The organism is Pseudomaricurvus alkylphenolicus, assembly GCF_011683955.1.
Lineage (GTDB): Bacteria > Pseudomonadota > Gammaproteobacteria > Pseudomonadales > Cellvibrionaceae > Pseudomaricurvus > Pseudomaricurvus alkylphenolicus.
Map to the genome: position 1 here is coordinate 220,714 of NZ_JAAQPI010000008.1, position 19,075 is coordinate 239,788.

Below are 19,075 nucleotides of genomic sequence, written 5' to 3' on the forward strand. Positions count from 1 at the left end.
CTTATAGGACCAAACTTATGCGCACCCACTATTGCGGCGCTCTCAATGCCTCTTTTATTGACCAGGAAGTTACCCTGTGTGGTTGGGTCGATCGTCGCCGTGACCATGGCGGCGTGATTTTTATCGACCTGCGCGACCGCGACGGCATTGTTCAGGTGGTGTTTGACCCCGATGCCAAGGAAAACTTTGAAATTGCCGACAAGGTGCGCGGCGAGTATGTCCTGCAGGTGAAAGGTCGGGTTCGTGCCCGTTCCGAGGCCACCGTGAACCCCAACATGGTCACAGGCGAAATCGAGGTCTACGGCCTGGATGTCACCATTCTCAATAGCGCCGAAACAACGCCTTTCCCTCTGCACGACAACACCGTTGGCGAAGATGTCCGCCTGAAGTACCGCTATGTGGATCTGCGCCGTCAGGAGATGCAGGAGCGCCTGCGTTTTCGTTCAAAAGTGACCAACGCCATTCGCAATTATATGGACGACAACGGTTTCCTGGATATTGAAACCCCGATCCTGACCCGCGCGACTCCAGAGGGTGCCCGTGATTACCTGGTGCCCTCACGCACTCATGAACACAAGTTTTTTGCGCTGCCGCAATCACCACAACTGTTCAAGCAGCTGCTGATGGTGTCCGGCTTTGATCGCTATTACCAGATTGCCAAGTGCTTTCGAGACGAAGATCTGCGTGCTGACCGTCAGCCTGAATTTACCCAGATTGATATCGAAACCTCTTTTATGGATGAAGAGCAGATCATGTCCGTGACCGAAGGCATGATTCGCAAGCTGTTTCAGGAACTGAAAGACGTGGATCTGGGCGAGTTTCCGCGCATGCCTTACGCTGAGGCGATGCAAAAATACGGTTCTGACAAGCCCGACCTGCGTATTCCGCTGGAACTGGTGGAGATCAAGGATCTGCTCAAAGACATCGACTTCAAAGTCTTCGCCGGCCCCGCCAACGACCCCAAATGCCGTGTCACGGCACTGAAGATTCCTGGCGGTGCGACCATTTCCCGTAAGCAAATCGACGATTACACCAAGTATGTTGGTATCTACGGCGCCAAAGGTCTGGCCTGGATCAAGGTCAATGAAATTGAAAAAGGCATCGAAGGTCTGCAATCACCGATCATCAAATTCCTGGGCGATGAAGTGACCATGAATGTCATGGAACGTACCGGTGCTGTTAACGGTGACATCGTGTTCTTCGGTGCTGATACCATCAAGGTGGTCAGTGAAGCCCTGGGAGCACTGCGCTGCAAAATCGGTGAAGACCTGGATCTGTACACCAGCGAGTGGGCACCTCTGTGGGTGGTCGACTTCCCGATGTTTGAAGAAGTTGATGGCGGTGTGACCTCTCTGCATCACCCCTTCACTGCACCTTCCTGTTCTCCGCAAGAGTTGGAGGCCAAGCCTCTTGAGGCCCTGTCCCGTGCTTACGACATGGTGCTGAATGGTTGCGAACTGGGTGGTGGTTCGGTGCGTATCCATGAGCGGGATATGCAGCAGACCGTGTTCCGGGTGCTGGGTATCGATGCTGAAGAGCAGCGTGAGAAATTCGGTTTCCTGCTGGACGCACTTCAGTACGGTGCACCCCCTCACGGTGGCCTGGCCTTCGGTCTCGATCGTCTGATCATGTTGATGACCGGCACTCACTCCATCCGTGACGTTATCGCTTTCCCGAAAACTCAAACCGCCCATTGTGTCATGACCGACGCTCCGGGTGAGGTGGACATCGCGCAGCTGCGTGAGTTGAATATCCGCCTGAAAAAGAAAGAAAACGCCTGATTCCATAGGAAAGTCGGAGAGGTTTGCATGGCCGGTCACAGTAAATGGGCCAATATCCGCCACCGTAAGGCAGCTCAGGATGCCAAACGTGGCAAGGTGTTCACGAAAATCATTCGCGAACTGGTGGTGGCCGCCAAGGGCGGCCCCGATCCGGCGGATAATCCGCGCCTGCGGGCCGCTGTTGATAAAGCGCTTGGCGCCAACATGAAGAAAGACACCATCGACAAGGCCATCGCCAGAGGCGCGGGCAATGCCGAGGGTGACAACTACGAAGAGCTGACGTACGAAGGCTATGCTCCGGGTGGTGTGGCGATTCTGGTCGAGTGCATGACTGATAATCGCAATCGTACTGTTTCGGAAGTGCGCCACGCTTTTACCAGGCGTGGTGGCAACCTGGGGACAGACGGTTCAGTGGCCTACCTGTTTTCCCGCCAGGGGCAGATATTCTTTGCTGAGGCTGATGAAGAGGCGCTGATGGATGCTGCTCTCGAAGCCGGAGCGGAGGATATCGAGACCAACGAAGACGGTTCTGCGCTGGTGGTTACCGCGTTTGAGGATTTTCTCAACGTCAAAGACACCTTGTCAGAAGCTGGCTTTAGGTCCGACAGCGCAGAGGTCACCATGGTGGCCTCAACCACCGTCCCCTTGGATAAAGACGCTTCAGAGAAAGTGATGGCCATGGTCGATGCCCTGGAAGACCTTGATGATGTCCAGAGCGTCTACACCAATGCCGAATTCGATGAAGCTGCTCTCACCTAAATTGTCCCTCAATAATGACCGGAGCCCTGCTGGGGCAGTCCAGTGGGTTCCGGGCTCTTCTTGCCACATCGTCTATTTGCCTTTTGATTTTCACCCTGCATCTTGACCTTGGGACTTGCCTCTGTGACACTACTGGATGAAAAAACAGTGGTGGGGTGGCGTCAATGGCGCTGATTTTGGGGGTGGATCCGGGTTCTCGAAAAACCGGATTTGGAATCATCAATAGCCTGGGCAGCAAAAATCATTATGTTGCCAGCGGAGTTATTCGCATCCCGGAAGTCCCCCTTGCCGATCGCCTCAAGATCATTTTTGATTCTGTCACTGAGATTATTGAAGAGTATTGCCCTCAGGAAATGGCGATTGAGCACGTGTTTATGGCCAAAAGTGCCGGCTCGGCTCTGAAACTTGGGCAGGCTCGTGGTGCCGCTATAGTGGCCGCGGTTAACCAGGATCTGCCGGTATCAGAATATGAAGCACGAAAGGTCAAACAATCAGTGGTGGGCAATGGAGCGGCGGATAAACATCAGATGCAGCACATGATTAAAACCTTGCTCAAGCTGCCGGCAACGCCCCAGGAGGATGCTGCCGATGCCTTGGGGGTAGCGATGTGTCATGCCAATTCCCAGCAGCATCTCATCCGGGTGGCCAGCGCCCGAAGCTTTCGGCGTGGCCGGATGGTGTAGCCCCTCCAGGCGCTGCAGAGGCAATATGCAGGAACAGATAGAAACAGACTGCAGGGTAATACCTGAAAAGAGGAAAATCTAAAGGTGATTGGTCGGATTCAGGGGGTCCTGTTGGGAAAACAGGCTCCGCAAATAGTCGTGGATGTCCAGGGTGTGGGATATGAATTGCTCGTGCCGATGACCACTCTCTATCAATTACCGGGGTTGGGTTCGCAGGTGACGCTGGTAACGCATTTTGCGGTCAGCGAGAATGCCCAGACACTCTATGGTTTTTTCGATAAAAAAGATCGCGAGCTGTTTCGAACGCTGATTAAGGTCAGCGGCGTCGGGCCCAAAATGGCGCTGGCGATTCTATCGGGTATGGAGGCGGGCCAGCTGGTCCAGTGTGTGATGCAGGACAACGTGGCTGCCTTGGTCAAAGTGCCGGGTGTTGGTAAAAAGACGGCCGAACGTCTGATTGTAGAATTGCGCGATAAGCTCAAAGACTGGCAGGCTGAACAGTCACCGCTTGCGGCCATGGAAGCAGCCAGTGTGCCTGGCGTCGACGATACGAACAGCAACGACATTATCGCCGAAGCGGAAAGTGCCTTGGTAGCACTTGGCTACAAGCCCACGGATGCCGCCAAGATGGTAACCGCCGTGCTCAAGGAGCAGGATGTCAATAGCAGTGAGGAGCTTATCCGCCGTTCGCTGCGAAGCCTGGCACCGGCCTGATTTAAACAGATTGATTTTCAGCAATACCTAAAACCGGAACCGCGATCCAATGATAGAAAAAGACCAGTTCTCCCAGGCGGCGCGCGTGATTGATGCGCAGCCAAAGGCTATGGAAGACGTGCAGGATCGTGCCGTGCGTCCGAAATCGCTGGCGGATTACGTGGGTCAGCCGGTTGTGCGCGAGCAGATGGAAATCTTTATCCAGGCCGCAAAGGGTCGGGCCGAAGCCTTGGATCACACCCTGGTGTTTGGACCTCCGGGGCTGGGAAAAACCACCCTCGCCAACATCATTGCTAACGAAATGGAGGTGGATCTCAAAACCACCTCAGGACCGGTGCTGGAGAAAGCGGGAGATCTCGCCGCCCTGATGACCAATCTTGAACCGGGGGATGTGCTGTTTATTGATGAAATCCACCGGCTAAGTCCCAATGTCGAGGAGGTGCTCTATCCCGCGATGGAGGATTACCAGCTCGATATTATGATCGGTGAGGGCCCGGCGGCCCGCAGTATCAAACTTGATTTGCCGCCGTTCACTCTCGTGGGTGCCACCACCCGAGCCGGCTTGCTGACCTCCCCGTTACGTGACCGCTTTGGCATTGTGCAGCGTCTCGAATTCTATAACGTCAAGGATTTGACCCACATCGTGTCCCGCTCCGCCGGTCTGATGGGTATTGATATTGACGAAAATGGCGCCTTTGAAGTGGCGCGCCGCTCCCGCGGAACCCCCCGCATTGCCAATCGCCTGCTGCGACGGGTTCGGGATTACGCCCAGGTAAAGGGCTCCGGGTTGGTCGACCAGCAAACCGCCGATCGGGCGCTCAATCTGTTAAACGTGGATGAGCAGGGCTTTGACCATATGGATCGACGCTTGCTGCTGGCGATGATCGAAAAGTTTGCCGGCGGACCGGTGGGTGCCGACAGCCTCGCTGCAGCTATCAGCGAAGAGCGGGACACCATAGAAGATGTGCTTGAACCCTATTTGATTCAGCAGGGTTTTATGGCAAGAACCCCACGGGGGCGGGTGGTAACCCCGCTGGCCTACGAGCATTTCGGCCTATCGATTCCGAAGCGTTTTCAGGACGAGACATAAGTCGTACACTGTGCTCTTTTGGCAAGGCCAGGGAGCCCGCGCGGCAGACATATGTCCGATCATCACTTTCCTCTTCGTGTCTATATAGAAGATACAGATGCAGGAGGTATCGTTTATTACGTCAATTACCTCAAATTTATGGAGCGCGGCCGCACCGAATTGATGCGTAGCCTCGGATTTGGCAAGGCAGCCATTCTCGAAGAAGGACGAATGTTCGTGGTTCACGGCGCCGATGTGCGCTACCTGAGGCCCGCACAATTGGATGATGAGTTGACGGTCGTCACCAGTATCAGTAAGTTGGCGCGCAGCTACCTGATTTTTCGGCAGCAGGTGGTACGCTCCGGGGAACCCTTGTGCCAGGGAGAGATCAAAGTGGCCTGTGTGGAACAGGCCAGCATGAAACCCGTAGCCATACCGGGAACGGTACATTCTGTATTAAAGCAGCAGTTTTCATTAAGGAAATAACAACATGGGCGAATCCGAGTCCCTGTCCATCTTTAGTTTGATTATTAATGCCAGCTTATTGGTGCAGCTGGTGATGCTGGTGTTGTTTCTGGCTTCGATTATCTCCTGGGTGATGATCGTACAACGGGGGCGCTACCAAAGCCGGGCCAAGTCTCAATTTGAGGAGTTTGAAAATACCTTTTGGTCCGGTATCGATCTCAACCAGCTTTACCGTCAGGGCAACAAGGGCAATCAAGGGGTGGATGGCGTTGAAAACGTCTTCCGTGCCGGCTTCAAGGAGTTTAGTCGATTGCGACAGCAGGGTGCGTCTGACCCGGATGCTGTGATGGAAGGTACCCAACGGGCCATGCGGGTGGCTCTGGCCCGTGAGGAAGAAAAACTGGAAGCCAATCTCTCCTTTCTGGCCAGTGTTGCGTCAGTGAGCCCTTATATAGGGCTGTTTGGCACGGTCTGGGGGATCATGAACTCCTTTCGGGGATTGGCCAATGTTCACCAGGCGACACTTGCCACCGTGGCGCCTGGAATCTCCGAGGCACTGGTGGCTACTGCCATGGGGCTGTTTGCCGCTATTCCGGCCGTTCTCGCCTACAATCGTTTTTCCCACCGTGCCGAGGTATTGATCAATGGATATCAAACCTTCGCCGAGGAGTTTTCCTCTATATTGCACCGGCAAGTGCACAGCCGACAGTAGCGGGGCGCCGGCATGTTCCATCGCAAGATTCGAAAAAAGCCCATGGCCGAAATCAATGTCGTGCCCTACATCGATGTGATGCTGGTATTGCTGGTGGTATTTATGGTGACGGCGCCTCTGTTAATGCAGGGGGTTAAGGTGGAGCTGCCCGCCGCCCCGTCGGCACCTTTGAGTGACCAGCAAGAGGAGCCTCTGATTGTTTCTGTGGATGCCAAGGGGCTCTACTACATCAATATCGGCAAGGATCAAAAAAGCCCTCGCCCATTAAAAGACATCAAGCAAGCGGTCGCCAAGGTGCTGCGACAAAAACCTACTACCACTGTGTTGGTGTGGGGGGACACCAGCGTGGATTATGGGCTGGTGGTTGGTTTGATGACGGCACTTCAGGGCGCGGGTGCCCAGTCAGTAGGGCTGGTTACCGAGCCTCCCGTACTTTGATTTACCTATGAGTCAGGCAGCTTTAATTGCATCGGAACGGCAGTTTGATCTTCGTCAGTGGCTGGCTGAGTACGGATTGGCGGTGTCGGTCTCCCTGCTGTTGCACGTTCTTATTGTCGTGCTGGTGGCTTGGGGCTGGGAGTCCGCTCCGGTGAGCAAACACAAGGTGACCCCCCGATTTATTGAAGCCAAACTGGTGACGGTGGAGGCCAAAACCCAGAAGCCCAAGGCAGCTCCCAAGAAGAATAAGGTGATCGATTTAACCGCCAAACGGCGGGAGCAGCAGCGACGGGAAGAGGCGGCTCGAAAGAAACGGCTGGCCAAGGAAAAGGCGGAGCGGGAGCGCTTGCGCAAACTGGCTGAGGAAAAGAAACGCAAACAGGAAGCGCTGAAGAAAAAACAGGAGCAGGAACGGCTTGAAAAGGAACGGCAGGAGCTGGAAAAGCAACGCCGCCTGCAGGAACAGCGTGAACAGCAGCGGATAGCCCAGGAGGCTGCCATGGCGGATGAGTTGGCCCGCGAGGAGGAAATGCTGCTTGCCGAACAGGATGCTGCCACCGCTCAAAGTTACGTTGCCAAAATGGCGCAACTGATAGAACAGAACTGGAGCCGACCGCCATCGGCCAGGCGAGGGATGAAGTGCGAACTGCAATTACAGCTGGTGCCAACAGGCCAAGTCGTGAGTGTGGTGGTCACAAAGAGCAGTGGAAACCCGGCGTTTGATCGCTCGGCTGAGCAAGCGGTAAAGAAGATCGGTCGATTCGAGCTATTAAAAGAAATGCCGCCGTCAGTGTTCGAAACCTACTTCCGGCAATTGACATTGATATTTAATCCACAGGATTTACGCTTGTGAGCACTCTGCCATCAGGAGTCTGGGTTTGTTTGGTCAAAAAACAATCAAAGCTAAAGTCTTTTATTTAATTGGGGTGAATATGCAATTTAGATGGTGCCTGCTGCTATGCTGTTGGCTGGGATTATCGGCGGCGACCCATGCGGAGTTGACCATTGAAATTACTCAGGGCGTGGACAACCCCACCAGCATTGCCATTGTGCCCGTGGGGGGGCAGGGCAATGCGGTCGGTGAGGATATCAGTGCTATTGTTGCTGCGGACCTGCGTCGCAGTGGTCAGTTTCGCCCAGTGCCGCGTGAGGATATGCTGTCCTTGCCTCGCTCGGCCTCCGAGGTCTATTACCGGGATTGGAGAATCCTGGGCACCGAGTTTTTGTGGTTGGGCAACCTCCTGCGCGACGCCGGGGGAGGATACACGCTGAACTTTGAGCTGTTCGATATTCTTTCCCAGAAGCAGGTCTTAAAGCATCAGGTCAGTGGCGGGGCTGATCAGTTGCGAGACATGGCGCACTTTGCGAGCGATATGATTTACGAAACCATTACCGGTATTCGTGGTGCTTTTTCAACCAAAATGATCTATGTCGAAGCATTCGGCAACGAAAAATACCGTTTGATGCGGGCAGATGTCGACGGTGCACGGCCAACGCTGTTACTGGAATCGAAGCATCCTATTATGTCACCGGCCTGGTCTCCCGATGGTAAGTCAGTGGCCTACGTGAGTTTTGAGACCGGCCGACCGGCGATATTCTCACAAGTGCTGGCCACCCAGGAGCGTCGGCAAATGACCAATTTTAAAGGCTTGAACGGCGCACCGGCCTGGTCACCGGACGGAAAAAAACTGGCTATGGTTCTCTCGAAAGACGGTAATCCAGAGATCTACGTACTCGATATAGCCAGCAACCGTTTCACTCGAGTGACCCGTCACTTTGCCATCGATACCGAGCCGAGCTGGACAAAGGACGGGAAAGGGCTGATTTTCACCTCAGATCGCGGCGGAAAACCACAAATTTACCAAGTAACTCTTGCCAGTGGCCGGGTGGAACGCTTAACCTTTGAGGGTGACTATAACGCTCGGGCCAGATTGTCTGCGGACGGTAAAACTTTGGTCATGGTGCATCGCCATAATGGCTTGTTTCATATCGCCACACAGGATATGGCAAGCGGGGATATCAGGATACTCACGGAGACTCACTTGGATGAATCTCCAACAATTGCTCCCAACGGTGCCATGCTGATGTATGCCACCAAATTTAGGAGCAAGGGAATCCTCGCCGCGGTGTCATTGGATGCCGGCGTGAAGTTTCGCTTGCCATCCAAGCAGGGTGATGTGCGTGAACCGAGTTGGTCGCCGTACTTTTAATTGGGGTGTATTGTCAGGGAAGCTAGGTCGTTCAATGCGAGGGTGTTTCTACCCGCTTTACAGAGCAGTTACCTGAATCTTGGCGCCAGAAAACTGAAAACGATTAAACGATAACCACTAGGAGTTAAAGTATGCTCTCATCTGCATTGAAGCAAAGTCTTGGTCTGGCTCTGGTCATGGCTGCGCTGGCGGGCTGTACCAGTACCTCAACTGTTGACGGCACCGGCAACGCCGGTACTACAGGTGCCGATACCGACACCAGCACAGAATCCACCGTTAGCACGGGCTCTGCCGGCGATTCCGGTCTCACCACCCGAGGTGGGCAAATGGAAGAATCCGCCCCTGCCATCGATACTGTATTCTATTTCGAATTTGACAAGTCTTTGTTGAATGCTCAATCCCGTGCTGCACTTACCGCTCATGCCGCCCAACTGAAGTCTTCTCCGCGCTCCATCCGCCTTGAAGGTCATGCCGATGAGCGGGGTACCCGCGAGTACAACATGGCACTCGGTGAGCGTCGTGCAAAATCTGTTCGGGATTTTCTCGTCCTTCAGGGTGTGGATTCCTCAATGATTGAAACCATCAGCTACGGCGAGGAATACCCGGCCATGCGCGGTTCTTCCGAATCTTCCTACGCCAAAAACCGTCGCGTAGAACTGAAGTAATCAGTTTCAAGTGATGAAAGCAGTGACCTTGGCCGCAGCAGCCACTGCTGCGGTTGTTTTGATTTGGGGCGCCGCTGCCAGCGCGCAGGTGCAGGTGGTGGACTCCAACAATCGGCTGATCCAGACAGCGCAGGCGGCAACGGATGCCAATGCAGCGCCGGCGGGTAACTCCGCGGAGTTGTTTTACCAGCTGCAGATGTTGCAGCAAGAGGTGTTGGAACTTCGTGGTCTGGTGGAAGAGCAGGCCTATGAGCTGAGGCGTCTGAAGCAGCAGAGACTGGATGACTACCTCGATTTGGATAGGCGCGTCAGTGCTCTGACCTCCACTATGCCCGCTGCTGCTGAGGCGGAAGTGACCGCTGAGACGGACAAACCCGCTGATGCGACAGCCACGCCTTCGGTGCCTGCCGGGGTCCCAGCTGTCTCAACCGCCGCTTCTGCGCCAAATGAGATGCAGCGCTATCGAACTGCTATTGATCTGGTCTTGCGGAAAAAAGACTACGATCAGGCCATCACCGCTTTTAATCATTATCTGAGAGACTTCCCGTCCGGTCGCTATGCCGCCAACTGCCAGTATTGGTTGGGCGAGATATTCCTGTTACGAGGTGATCTTGAGCAGGCCAGGGAATGGTTTTCCCGCTTATTAAGTGAATACAGTGATCACAACAAGGTCCCGGATGCGACTTATAAGCTGGGCACTGTGTACGATAAGCTGGGTGACACCGCCAAAGCCAGGGAGCTGTTGCAGCAGGTGGCTGCTGGCAACTCCAATGCGGCGCGTCTGGCCACAAATTACCTGTCCGGGATGGGCAATCCTTAAGGGTTGCTCCTTAAGTCTCGATTCACAAGCCAGGATTGGGTAAAATTCCGCCCCTTTTTTGAGACTGGCGGAATCCATGGCTGAGCAATCGCTCCGAATTACCGAAATATTCTATTCTCTTCAAGGGGAGGCCCGAACTGTGGGGCTGCCCACGGTATTCGTGCGCCTTACCGGATGCCCCCTGCGCTGCCAGTATTGTGACTCCGAATACGCCTTTTTTGGTGGAAAGCGGCAGTCTCTGGATGAAATTGAGCAAATCATCGCAGGTTATAAGCCCAGATATGTTTGTGTGACCGGTGGGGAGCCTTTGGCACAACCCAATTGCCTGCCCCTGCTGGAGCGGCTTTGTGATGCCGGTTATGAGGTATCTCTGGAAACCAGTGGTGCGATGGCGATTGACGCTGTGGACACCAGAGTCAGTCGCGTCCTGGATTTGAAAACCCCCGCATCTGGCGAGATGAGCAAGAATCTCTATGACAATATCCCGCATATTACCACCAACGATCAGATCAAATTCGTGATCTGCGACCGTCAGGACTATGAATGGGCGAGGATGAAGCTTGATGAGCTGAAGCTGGTTGGGCGCTGTGAAATCCTGTTTTCTCCCAGTTTTGGTCAGGTGGAAGAGAGAGCGCTGGCGGAATGGATTGTTGAGGATAACCTGCCGGTCCGCTTTCAGTTGCAGCTGCACAAAATACTCTGGAATGATGAGCCAGGTCATTGATTTTGACCCCTTGGCGTGTTTTTCTGTCCGAATGCAGCATTTCTTACTGAGGGCGCTACTTCCGGCGATATTGTCATTGTCGGCGCTGGTTCAGGCGGCCAGCCCCGGAGTGGTCCGTTTTGCCACCTCGACAGTCAAACCCTGGGGTTACCTGGATTCGGAGAGCAGGGAACAGGGGTTGTTGGTGTCGTTTGCGCGTGAACTAAGCGCGGAAGCGGGGGTGCCTTACCGCAACTATCTACAACCCTATCCGCGAGTGATTCACTCACTCAAAAGCGGATTTGTCGATTTTGCGGTCTTATTCGACAGCCCATTGGCGAGGCAGGCGGGTATTCGCGTTGGCTCAGTGGTGATGACGGAAGTTATGGTGGTGGGTGCCGGAAAACAGGAGCCCTTGAATTCCATTGAAAATCTGGCCGGGATGAGGGTGGGTTATATTCGCGGATCAAAGTATGGTGCGGCATTTGATAACGCCGCCCACTTTGAGCGAGTCCCCATCAATGCCATGCACCAAGGGGTGGCGATGGTAATTCAGGGTCGGCTGGACGCTATGGCCAGCGCGGATCAGACACTTTATCACGCACTCACAGCTATGGCCGTGAAGCCAGGGCAAATCAGCCGGTTGTTGACGCTGAGCCAGACCAGCGGTGGGCTCTATATGTCGCGAACCTCCAGTCACCGTGATCTTTTGCCGGTTTACAAAGAAGCCTTGGGACGGATGGAGAGCAGCGGTGCTCTGGCCTCTATTTTTTATCACCCGTCAGTACTTTTTACTGCCGGACAACTGAATAATGCCCCGCTGGACGGGGATTCCTCTAACACCGATCTACAACAGAGAAACAATTGATGTCGACATCAAAAGCCGTCGTGCTGGTTTCCGGCGGACTGGATTCCACTACAGTTTTGGCAATGGCGCAGCAGCAGGGTTATGAATGCTATACCTTGAGTTTTGATTATGGGCAAAGGCATCTCACCGAGTTGGCTGCTGCCGAGCGCACTTCCAAGGCAATGGGGGCCACTGAGCACAAGGTTGTCCGGCTTGATCTCGGGACGATCGGAGGCAGTGCGCTGACGGATACCAGTATCGACGTGCCCGAAGAGGAAACAGAAGGCATTCCAGTGACCTATGTGCCCGCCCGCAATACCGTTTTCCTGTCCATTGCGCTGGGTTGGGCCGAGGTGCTTGGAGCTCAGCACATATTTGTCGGTGTCAACGCGGTGGACTATTCGGGATATCCCGATTGCCGACCCGCCTTTATTCAGGCATTCGAAGACATGGCGAACCTGGCCACCCGGGCGGGGGTTGAGGGAAACAAGTTATCGGTCGAGGCCCCATTGATCGATATGACCAAGGCCGAAATTGTCCAGGTGGGCACGGGCCTGGGTGTGGATTACAGCTTGACCGTCTCCTGTTACCAGGCCGATGCGCAGGGTCGGGCCTGTGGCAAATGTGACAGCTGTCGATTGAGGCGCCAGGGATTTGAGCAGGCCGGCCTCCCGGACCCTACCCGCTACGCGGTTTAAGCCCTTGTTTATCATAAGAATATTAGGCTGCAATATTCTTGAAAAAAGCACTTGTGTTTTCAACTTAAATCATTACTATATGCGCCTCCTTTGGGTCGTTAGCTCAGTTGGTAGAGCAGTTGGCTTTTAACCAATTGGTCACTGGTTCGAATCCAGTACGACCCACCATTCAGGATTGCGCCTGATCAGGCATAGATCAAAAAATGACCTATGCGATAGGGTGGCGTAGTTGGCAGGGCCGCCGAGGGTTGTCCGCCGCAAAAGCTTTTGGGTCGTTAGCTCAGTTGGTAGAGCAGTTGGCTTTTAACCAATTGGTCACTGGTTCGAATCCAGTACGACCCACCATACGAAACAAAAAAGGCCGCCCAAAGGGTGGCCTTTTTTGTTTGTGGGCTGACTTGAATTGGTAGCTGGCAGCGTATGAGTGGCGCGCCCTTTCGCGAATTTTTGTTGCCATTGTGTTAAAGTAACAGGTTCCCTGAGACGTCGGATAGATTTATGACTGTTATCGAACAACCCCCCAAGGAAGCGGCGCGCGAGTTGGTGCGCGAACACTTGGCCACGGTGCCTTCGCAAGTAATGAGCGAAGAGGAGAAACAGGCCTACAAATCAGACATCAAACGCTTGCTGAAAGAGCAAAATGCTGTACTCGTCGCCCATTACTACACCGATCCGGTGATCCAGGCGCTGGCGGAGGAGACTGGCGGCTGCGTGTCAGATTCTCTTGAGATGGCGCGATTTGGCAAGACCCATGACGCCGACACCTTGATCGTGGCGGGTGTCAAATTCATGGGTGAAACCGCTAAAATTCTGACACCGGAAAAGCGGGTGCTGATGCCGACCCTAGAGGCTACTTGCTCTCTCGATCTGGGTTGCCCTGCCGACGAATTTTCCCAATTCTGCGACCAGCATGCCGACCGCACGGTTGTGGTTTACGCCAACACCTCTGCAGCTGTCAAAGCCAGGGCGGATTGGGTGGTCACCTCCAGCATTGCATTGGAAGTGGTCGATTATCTTGATGCCAAAGGCGAAAAAATCCTTTGGGCGCCAGACAAGCATCTGGGCAACTATGTGCAAAAGCAAACCGGCGCCGATGTACTGCTCTGGGACAGTGCTTGCATTGTGCACGAGGAATTCAAAGCCAAGGGTATTGAAGAGCTCAAGCAGCGTCATCCCGGTGCTGCCGTGTTGGTGCATCCCGAATCACCAGAGGCGGTGGTCGCCCTGGCTGACGTCGCCGGTTCTACCTCTCAGCTGATCAAAGCCGCACAGACCATGGATAACCAGGAATTTATCGTGGCGACGGATCAGGGTATCTTTTATAAGATGCAGCAGCTGTGTCCGGACAAGCAGTTCCACATAGCTCCGACGGCCGGCAGCGGTGCGACTTGTCGCAGTTGCGCCAATTGTCCCTGGATGGCTATGAACGCATTGGACAACCTCAAAGGTGTTTTGGAAAATGGTCAGGGCCGCGAGATCTTCGTCGATCCGGACTTGGCGGCTCGCGCCATGAAGCCGCTTCAGCGCATGCTGGATTTTACTAAGCGCAAGTAAATTGCCCATTCCGGCTGTACAAAATATGTGCAGCCAGGGATGTGCCCCGCACTTTAGCTCCCAGCCTATCTCTGATCAAAATACAAGCCCTGCTATTCCCCCCAGCTTTCGCTAAAATGTCGGCCCAAATGATAAAAATCCCGCTTGGCTGACTTCCTATGACCCCCAATTTTGTTCATCTGCGCCTTCATTCCGAGTTCTCTCTGTTTGACAGCTTAATTCGCATCAAGCCGCTGGTTGGGGCGCTGGAATCCATGGGCATGCCCGCTTGCGGCATCACCGATCACTGTAATTTTTTCGGTCTGGTGAAGTTCTATAAGGCAGCCCAAGGCAGTGGTATCAAACCGATTGGCGGCAGTGATTTTTGGGTGCGGCCTGAAGAGACGGATGCTGCCCCTTATCTGGTGACCCTTCTCGCCATGAATACCCGGGGATACAAGAATATTACTGAACTGATTTCTTTGGGTTACCAACAGGGGCAGCACCAGGGCATGCCCTACCTGAAGCGGGAGTGGATCAGTCAGTTCAGCGAGGGCGTCATTGCCTTGTCTGGCGCAAAGTTCGGTGATATTGGGCAGGCGTTACTGTCCGGTAAAGATGCTCAGGCCAAAGCGTTGCTGAGGTCGTGGATGGAGGACTTTTCGGGGCGTTTCTACATTGAGCTGCAGCGAACGGGGCGCGCCCAGGACGAAGAGTATCTGCACGCTGCGGTTGCACTGGCGGACCAGGTTCAATGCCCGGTGGTGGCGACCAACGATTGCCGCTTTATCAGCGCTGATGAATTCGAGGTGCACGAGGCGCGGGTATGTATCGGCGAAGGTCGGGCGTTGGACGATCCGCGCCGTGAGCGACGCTACAGTGAGCAACAGTATTTGCGCACTCCTGAGGAAATGTTCGAGTTATTCAGCGACATTCCGGAAGCGCTTGAAAATACCATAGAAATTGCCAAACGCTGTACTCTCGACATTGAGCTGGGCAATTATTATCTCCCCGATTATCCCATTCCCGATGATTTCGAGAATGACCCTTACTTTAAGAATCGGGTTCCCTATGACACCTTTGTGGGGTACGCCAGAGAGGCGATGTCGGTCAAATGGAGTGGTCGGGAGCAGGAACAGGAATACGCGGCGATGCTGCGTACCAATGTGTTCTTCCAGAAGATTTCCTACGAAGGGCTGGATGAGCGGCTGGAGTTTCTGTACGACACCTCCGCCCCGGAATTTTCCGAGACTTACAAGGTCTATCTTGAGCGATTGCAGTTCGAGCTCAACATCATCATGCAGATGGGGTTCCCAGGATACTTCCTGATCGTGATGGACTTTATTCAGTGGGCCAAGGATCACGATATACCGGTAGGCCCGGGCCGGGGTTCCGGAGCGGGTTCTCTGGTCGCCTATGTACAAAAAATTACCGATTTGGATCCGCTGGAATATGATCTGCTGTTCGAGCGCTTCCTGAATCCCGAGCGGGTCTCGATGCCTGACTTCGACGTCGACTTCTGCATGGAAAATCGTGACCAGGTGATCAGCTACGTCGCCGATAACTATGGGCGAGACGCCGTATCTCAGATCATCACCTTCGGTACCATGGCAGCCAAGGCTGTGGTGAGGGATGTGGCGCGGGTGCAGGGCAAATCCTATGGCCTCGCCGACAAACTCTCGAAAATGATTCCGCCTGACCCGGGCATGAAGTTGCAGGTGGCCTACGAGCAAGAGGAGATACTGCGGGAATTTGTCGAGGGCGATGAGGAAGCCCAGGAAATCTGGGAAGTGGCCCTCAAATTAGAGGGCCTGACCCGAAACGTGGGTAAACACGCCGGGGGAGTGGTGATCGCTCCCACCAAATTGACCGACTTCGCACCTTTGTACTGCGACGAAACCGGCGGTGGTCTGGTCACCCAATACGACAAGGGGGATGTGGAAGACGCCGGTCTGGTTAAGTTTGACTTCCTGGGACTGAGAACGCTGACCATCATCGACTGGGCCAAGAAGATGATTGATGTACAGCGGGCCAAGCGAGGGGAGGAGCCCCTGGTGATCGAGTCCATTCCCTTGGACGATGCCAAAACATTCAAATTGCTCAAGGCCGCAGAAACGACTGCCGTTTTCCAGCTTGAATCGCGGGGCATGAAGGACCTGATCAAGCGGCTGCAGCCGGATAATCTGGAAGACATGATTGCCCTGGTGGCATTGTTCCGTCCCGGTCCTTTGGACTCCGGCATGGTGGATGACTTTGTAAATCGAAAACATGGTCGTGCCGAAGTGGCATATCCCGATGCCAGGTACCAGCATGAAAAGCTTGAGCCTATCCTGAAACCCACCTACGGGGTGATCGTATATCAGGAGCAGGTCATGCAGATTGCCCAGGAGCTGGCGGGTTATACCCTTGGCGGCGCAGACATGTTGCGTCGGGCGATGGGTAAAAAGAAGCCCGAGGAAATGGCCAAGCAGCGTTCAACCTTTGAAGAGGGCGCCAAGAGCCAGGGTGTCAATCCCGAGCTGGCCATGAAGATCTTCGATCTGGTGGAAAAGTTTGCCGGATACGGATTCAACAAGTCTCACTCAGCGGCCTATGCTGTGGTGTCCTACCAGACTGCCTGGCTAAAGGCCCATTATCCCGCTCATTTTATGGCGGCAACCATGTCTTCGGACATGGATAAGACCGACAAGGTGGTGACCTTTATCGAAGAGTGTCGGGAAATGGGGCTGACTTTGTTGCCACCGGATGTGAATCAGGGGGAGTTCCATTTCAACGTTGATGATAATGACGGCATTATCTACGGTTTGGGCGCCATCAAAGGTCTCGGCGAGGGCCCGATTGAGAATATTCTGGAGGCGCGCAAGGACGGTCCCTTTGCTGACTTGTTTGATTTCTGTGCCAGAATCGACCCGAGAAGAGTCAACAAGCGAGCGCTTGAAGCGATGATTCGTTCTGGAGCACTGGACAGCTTGGGGCCGAAAGTGGACCGGGATTACGATCGCGCGGTGATGTTCGCGGCGATGGCGGAAGCGGTAAAGGCGGCAGAGCAAAGTGCAGCCAATGCCAGCGCCGGCATGAGTGATCTGTTTGGTGAGGTGGTTCCCAGCAGCGACAGCGGTGGCGATGTCTACAGCGAGTTCCGCAAAGTTCGCAGCTGGAGTATTAAGGAGCGGCTCAATGGTGAGAAGGAAACCTTGGGTCTTTATCTCACCGGTCATCCTATTGAAGAGTATCGCCACGAATTAAAGCATCTGATTTCTTCTCGCATCAACGATCTGAAACCGGAGAAAAGCACTCAAAACGTCGCCGGTCTGGTGGTGGGGTTGAGGGTGATGAAGACCAAGCGTGGCGACAACATGGCTTTTGTGACACTGGATGATCGCTCTGGACGTATTGAGTGCGCTGTATTCTCTGATACCTACAACGAATATCGGGAAAAACTCGTTAAAGACGGCATGTTGGTTATTGAAGGGCAGGTCAGCTACGACGATTACAGTGGCGGCCTGAAAATGCGGGCGGAGAAGATCCGAAGCCTGGCGGATGCCAGGGTCGAACTGGCCCGGGGTCTGGTCATCCAGGTTCAGTCAGAGTCGGTGGCTCAGGACTTTCCGCGTCGACTGGCGTCAATGCTGGAGCCTTATTGCGAAGGACGATGTGCAGTCAAGGTGGATGTTCAGCGCCAAGGCGCGCGCGGGCAGGTGATGCTCGGAAAGGAGTGGCGCGTTAGTCCGAGGGACGAGTTGCTGGAGCAGCTCAGGGATATCTGCGGCCGGGATCAGGTGTCGCTGGAATATTAGTGCTGACGAAGAACATACTCCCCGAAGGGGTACTGGACAAAATGCACGGGGATCAGGCCAAAAGAGGTCGACTCCCCTAATGCTTTCGAGTATGGTAAGCGAACTTCAAATGGGGGGTGCGGGAAGGCGCTGCCCGCACCAACTCATGGTTAGCTGACACATCCGCGGTCGTACAAAAAATGATCGCGTCTCGTTTAACTACAACACGCAGTCTGGAAAAACTGGTAGTTATGAACCCAAATTACCTCGAATTTGAACAGCCGATCGCCGACCTCGAAGCCAAGATTGAAGAGCTTCAGTTGGTGGGCACCGACAATGATCTGAATATCGCCGAGGAGATTGCCAAGCTTCGGGAAAAAAGTATTAAGCTGACTGAGAGCATTTATTCCTCCTTGAGTCCCTGGCAGGTGGTTCAGGTGGCGCGTCACCCTCAGCGTCCCTATTCTATGGATTACATCAAACGCATGTTTTCGGACTGGGATGAATTGCACGGCGATCGCCATTTTGGCGACGACAAAGCCATCGTAGGTGGAGTGGCTCGCCTGGATGGCAAGCCGGTCATGGTGATCGGCGAAGAGAAGGGTCGCAGTGTTCCGGAAAAGGTTGAGCGCAATTTCGGCATGCCCCGTCCCGAAGGCTATCGCAAGGCGTTGCGCCTGATGGAGATGGCAGAGCGCTTTAAAATGCCGGTACTAACGCTGATCGACACTCCGGGGGCTTATCCTGGTATCGACAGTGAAGAGCGTGGTATCAGTGAGGCGATCGCTCAGAATCTGGCCGTGATGTCCCGCCTGAAAACCCCGATTATCTGCACAGTGATTGGCGAGGGTTCCTCCGGCGGCGCACTGGCGATTGGTGTCGGTGATCACCTCAATATGCTGCAATACTCCACCTACTTTGTGATTTCTCCGGAAGGCTGCGCCAATATTATCTGGAAAACGGTGGACAAAGCACCGCTTGCCGCAGAGGCAATGGGTGTCACCTCTGACAATCTGGAGCGTCTTGGCATTGTTGACGAAACCATTGCCGAGCCGCTGGGTGGTGCGCACCGCGATATCGATGCCATGGCGGACAAGCTCAAGGGCCGGTTGATCGAGCAGGTTGACCGCCTTTGCGGTGAATCCATGGATGAATTGCTGGAGCGACGTTATCAGCGACTGATGAGCTACGGTAACGGCTAG

The 19,075-nt window shown here is 54.3% G+C and carries 18 protein-coding genes and 2 tRNA genes; all 20 read left to right on the forward strand.

What is annotated here, in order from left to right:
• Positions 1-17: 17 nt before the first annotated feature.
• The 20 genes from aspS (at position 18) to accA (ending at position 19,075) form a co-directional block, all read left to right on the forward strand.
• The gene (gene aspS, locus HBA55_RS20480) at positions 18-1,781 is read left to right on the forward strand and encodes an aspartate--tRNA ligase (protein ID WP_166995265.1); all 1,764 of its coding nucleotides are present in this window, start codon (positions 18-20) and stop codon (positions 1,779-1,781) included.
• 27 nt (positions 1,782-1,808) lie between these two features.
• Entirely contained in the window at positions 1,809-2,540 is a 732-nt protein-coding gene (locus tag HBA55_RS20485; protein ID WP_166995267.1) for a YebC/PmpR family DNA-binding transcriptional regulator, read from the forward strand.
• A 164-nt stretch (positions 2,541-2,704) separates the two neighbouring features.
• Positions 2,705-3,223 (forward strand): crossover junction endodeoxyribonuclease RuvC, encoded by a 519-nt coding sequence (gene ruvC / locus HBA55_RS20490; protein WP_166995269.1) that lies wholly within the window; start codon positions 2,705-2,707, stop codon positions 3,221-3,223.
• 84 nt (positions 3,224-3,307) lie between these two features.
• A complete protein-coding gene (gene ruvA, locus HBA55_RS20495; protein WP_166995271.1) occupies positions 3,308-3,937 on the forward strand; it encodes a Holliday junction branch migration protein RuvA in 630 nt (209 codons plus the stop codon).
• 49 nt (positions 3,938-3,986) lie between these two features.
• The gene (gene ruvB / locus HBA55_RS20500; protein WP_166995273.1) at positions 3,987-5,027 is read left to right on the forward strand and encodes a Holliday junction branch migration DNA helicase RuvB; all 1,041 of its coding nucleotides are present in this window, start codon (positions 3,987-3,989) and stop codon (positions 5,025-5,027) included.
• A 51-nt stretch (positions 5,028-5,078) separates the two neighbouring features.
• The gene (gene ybgC, locus HBA55_RS20505) at positions 5,079-5,492 is read left to right on the forward strand and encodes a tol-pal system-associated acyl-CoA thioesterase (protein ID WP_166995275.1); all 414 of its coding nucleotides are present in this window, start codon (positions 5,079-5,081) and stop codon (positions 5,490-5,492) included.
• A gap of 4 nt (positions 5,493-5,496) precedes the next feature.
• Positions 5,497-6,183, forward strand: coding sequence for a protein TolQ (gene tolQ / locus HBA55_RS20510; RefSeq protein ID WP_166995277.1), 687 nt, complete (start codon positions 5,497-5,499; stop codon positions 6,181-6,183).
• Between the two features lie 12 nt (positions 6,184-6,195).
• Complete coding sequence (tolR, locus tag HBA55_RS20515; protein WP_166995280.1) at positions 6,196-6,621, forward strand: protein TolR; 426 nt, start codon at positions 6,196-6,198, stop codon at positions 6,619-6,621.
• A 7-nt stretch (positions 6,622-6,628) separates the two neighbouring features.
• The gene (gene tolA, locus HBA55_RS20520; RefSeq protein ID WP_166995282.1) at positions 6,629-7,474 is read left to right on the forward strand and encodes a cell envelope integrity protein TolA; all 846 of its coding nucleotides are present in this window, start codon (positions 6,629-6,631) and stop codon (positions 7,472-7,474) included.
• A gap of 79 nt (positions 7,475-7,553) precedes the next feature.
• The gene (gene tolB / locus HBA55_RS20525; protein ID WP_166995284.1) at positions 7,554-8,831 is read left to right on the forward strand and encodes a Tol-Pal system beta propeller repeat protein TolB; all 1,278 of its coding nucleotides are present in this window, start codon (positions 7,554-7,556) and stop codon (positions 8,829-8,831) included.
• 131 nt (positions 8,832-8,962) lie between these two features.
• The gene (pal, locus tag HBA55_RS20530; RefSeq protein ID WP_166995286.1) at positions 8,963-9,496 is read left to right on the forward strand and encodes a peptidoglycan-associated lipoprotein Pal; all 534 of its coding nucleotides are present in this window, start codon (positions 8,963-8,965) and stop codon (positions 9,494-9,496) included.
• Between the two features lie 13 nt (positions 9,497-9,509).
• Entirely contained in the window at positions 9,510-10,316 is an 807-nt protein-coding gene (gene ybgF, locus HBA55_RS20535) for a tol-pal system protein YbgF (RefSeq protein ID WP_166995288.1), read from the forward strand.
• Positions 10,317-10,392: 76 nt separating this feature from the next.
• Positions 10,393-11,040: a 7-carboxy-7-deazaguanine synthase QueE gene (gene queE, locus HBA55_RS20540; protein ID WP_166995290.1), complete on the forward strand. Its 648-nt coding sequence runs from the start codon at positions 10,393-10,395 to the stop codon at positions 11,038-11,040.
• 31 nt (positions 11,041-11,071) lie between these two features.
• A complete protein-coding gene (locus HBA55_RS20545) occupies positions 11,072-11,887 on the forward strand; it encodes a substrate-binding periplasmic protein (protein WP_166995292.1) in 816 nt (271 codons plus the stop codon).
• Positions 11,887-12,564 (forward strand): 7-cyano-7-deazaguanine synthase QueC, encoded by a 678-nt coding sequence (gene queC, locus HBA55_RS20550; RefSeq protein WP_166995294.1) that lies wholly within the window; start codon positions 11,887-11,889, stop codon positions 12,562-12,564. The genes HBA55_RS20545 and queC overlap by 1 nt, the downstream gene beginning before the upstream one ends.
• Positions 12,565-12,656: 92 nt before the next feature.
• A tRNA-Lys gene (locus HBA55_RS20555) sits at positions 12,657-12,732 on the forward strand.
• A 101-nt stretch (positions 12,733-12,833) separates the two neighbouring features.
• Positions 12,834-12,909: transfer RNA gene (locus HBA55_RS20560), tRNA-Lys, on the forward strand.
• A gap of 153 nt (positions 12,910-13,062) precedes the next feature.
• Positions 13,063-14,118 carry a quinolinate synthase NadA gene (gene nadA, locus HBA55_RS20565; protein ID WP_166995296.1) on the forward strand — a complete coding sequence of 352 codons (1,056 nt, stop codon included), beginning with the start codon at positions 13,063-13,065 and terminating at the stop codon, positions 14,116-14,118.
• Positions 14,119-14,276: 158 nt separating this feature from the next.
• Positions 14,277-17,894 carry a DNA polymerase III subunit alpha gene (gene dnaE / locus HBA55_RS20570; RefSeq protein WP_166995298.1) on the forward strand — a complete coding sequence of 1,206 codons (3,618 nt, stop codon included), beginning with the start codon at positions 14,277-14,279 and terminating at the stop codon, positions 17,892-17,894.
• A gap of 230 nt (positions 17,895-18,124) precedes the next feature.
• Positions 18,125-19,075 (forward strand): acetyl-CoA carboxylase carboxyl transferase subunit alpha, encoded by a 951-nt coding sequence (gene accA / locus HBA55_RS20575; protein WP_166995300.1) that lies wholly within the window; start codon positions 18,125-18,127, stop codon positions 19,073-19,075.

Coding starts and splice junctions, on each gene's coding strand:
- aspS (WP_166995265.1), top strand. CDS start 18: ATGCGCACCCACTATTGCGGCGCTCTCAATGCCTCTTTTATTGACCAG.
- HBA55_RS20485 (WP_166995267.1), top strand. CDS start 1,809: ATGGCCGGTCACAGTAAATGGGCCAATATCCGCCACCGTAAGGCAGCT.
- ruvC (WP_166995269.1), top strand. CDS start 2,705: ATGGCGCTGATTTTGGGGGTGGATCCGGGTTCTCGAAAAACCGGATTT.
- ruvB (WP_166995273.1), top strand. CDS start 3,987: ATGATAGAAAAAGACCAGTTCTCCCAGGCGGCGCGCGTGATTGATGCG.
- ybgC (WP_166995275.1), top strand. CDS start 5,079: ATGTCCGATCATCACTTTCCTCTTCGTGTCTATATAGAAGATACAGAT.
- tolQ (WP_166995277.1), top strand. CDS start 5,497: ATGGGCGAATCCGAGTCCCTGTCCATCTTTAGTTTGATTATTAATGCC.
- tolR (WP_166995280.1), top strand. CDS start 6,196: ATGTTCCATCGCAAGATTCGAAAAAAGCCCATGGCCGAAATCAATGTC.
- tolA (WP_166995282.1), top strand. CDS start 6,629: ATGAGTCAGGCAGCTTTAATTGCATCGGAACGGCAGTTTGATCTTCGT.
- tolB (WP_166995284.1), top strand. CDS start 7,554: ATGCAATTTAGATGGTGCCTGCTGCTATGCTGTTGGCTGGGATTATCG.
- pal (WP_166995286.1), top strand. CDS start 8,963: ATGCTCTCATCTGCATTGAAGCAAAGTCTTGGTCTGGCTCTGGTCATG.
- ybgF (WP_166995288.1), top strand. CDS start 9,510: ATGAAAGCAGTGACCTTGGCCGCAGCAGCCACTGCTGCGGTTGTTTTG.
- queE (WP_166995290.1), top strand. CDS start 10,393: ATGGCTGAGCAATCGCTCCGAATTACCGAAATATTCTATTCTCTTCAA.
- HBA55_RS20545 (WP_166995292.1), top strand. CDS start 11,072: ATGCAGCATTTCTTACTGAGGGCGCTACTTCCGGCGATATTGTCATTG.
- queC (WP_166995294.1), top strand. CDS start 11,887: ATGTCGACATCAAAAGCCGTCGTGCTGGTTTCCGGCGGACTGGATTCC.
- nadA (WP_166995296.1), top strand. CDS start 13,063: ATGACTGTTATCGAACAACCCCCCAAGGAAGCGGCGCGCGAGTTGGTG.
- dnaE (WP_166995298.1), top strand. CDS start 14,277: ATGACCCCCAATTTTGTTCATCTGCGCCTTCATTCCGAGTTCTCTCTG.
- accA (WP_166995300.1), top strand. CDS start 18,125: ATGAACCCAAATTACCTCGAATTTGAACAGCCGATCGCCGACCTCGAA.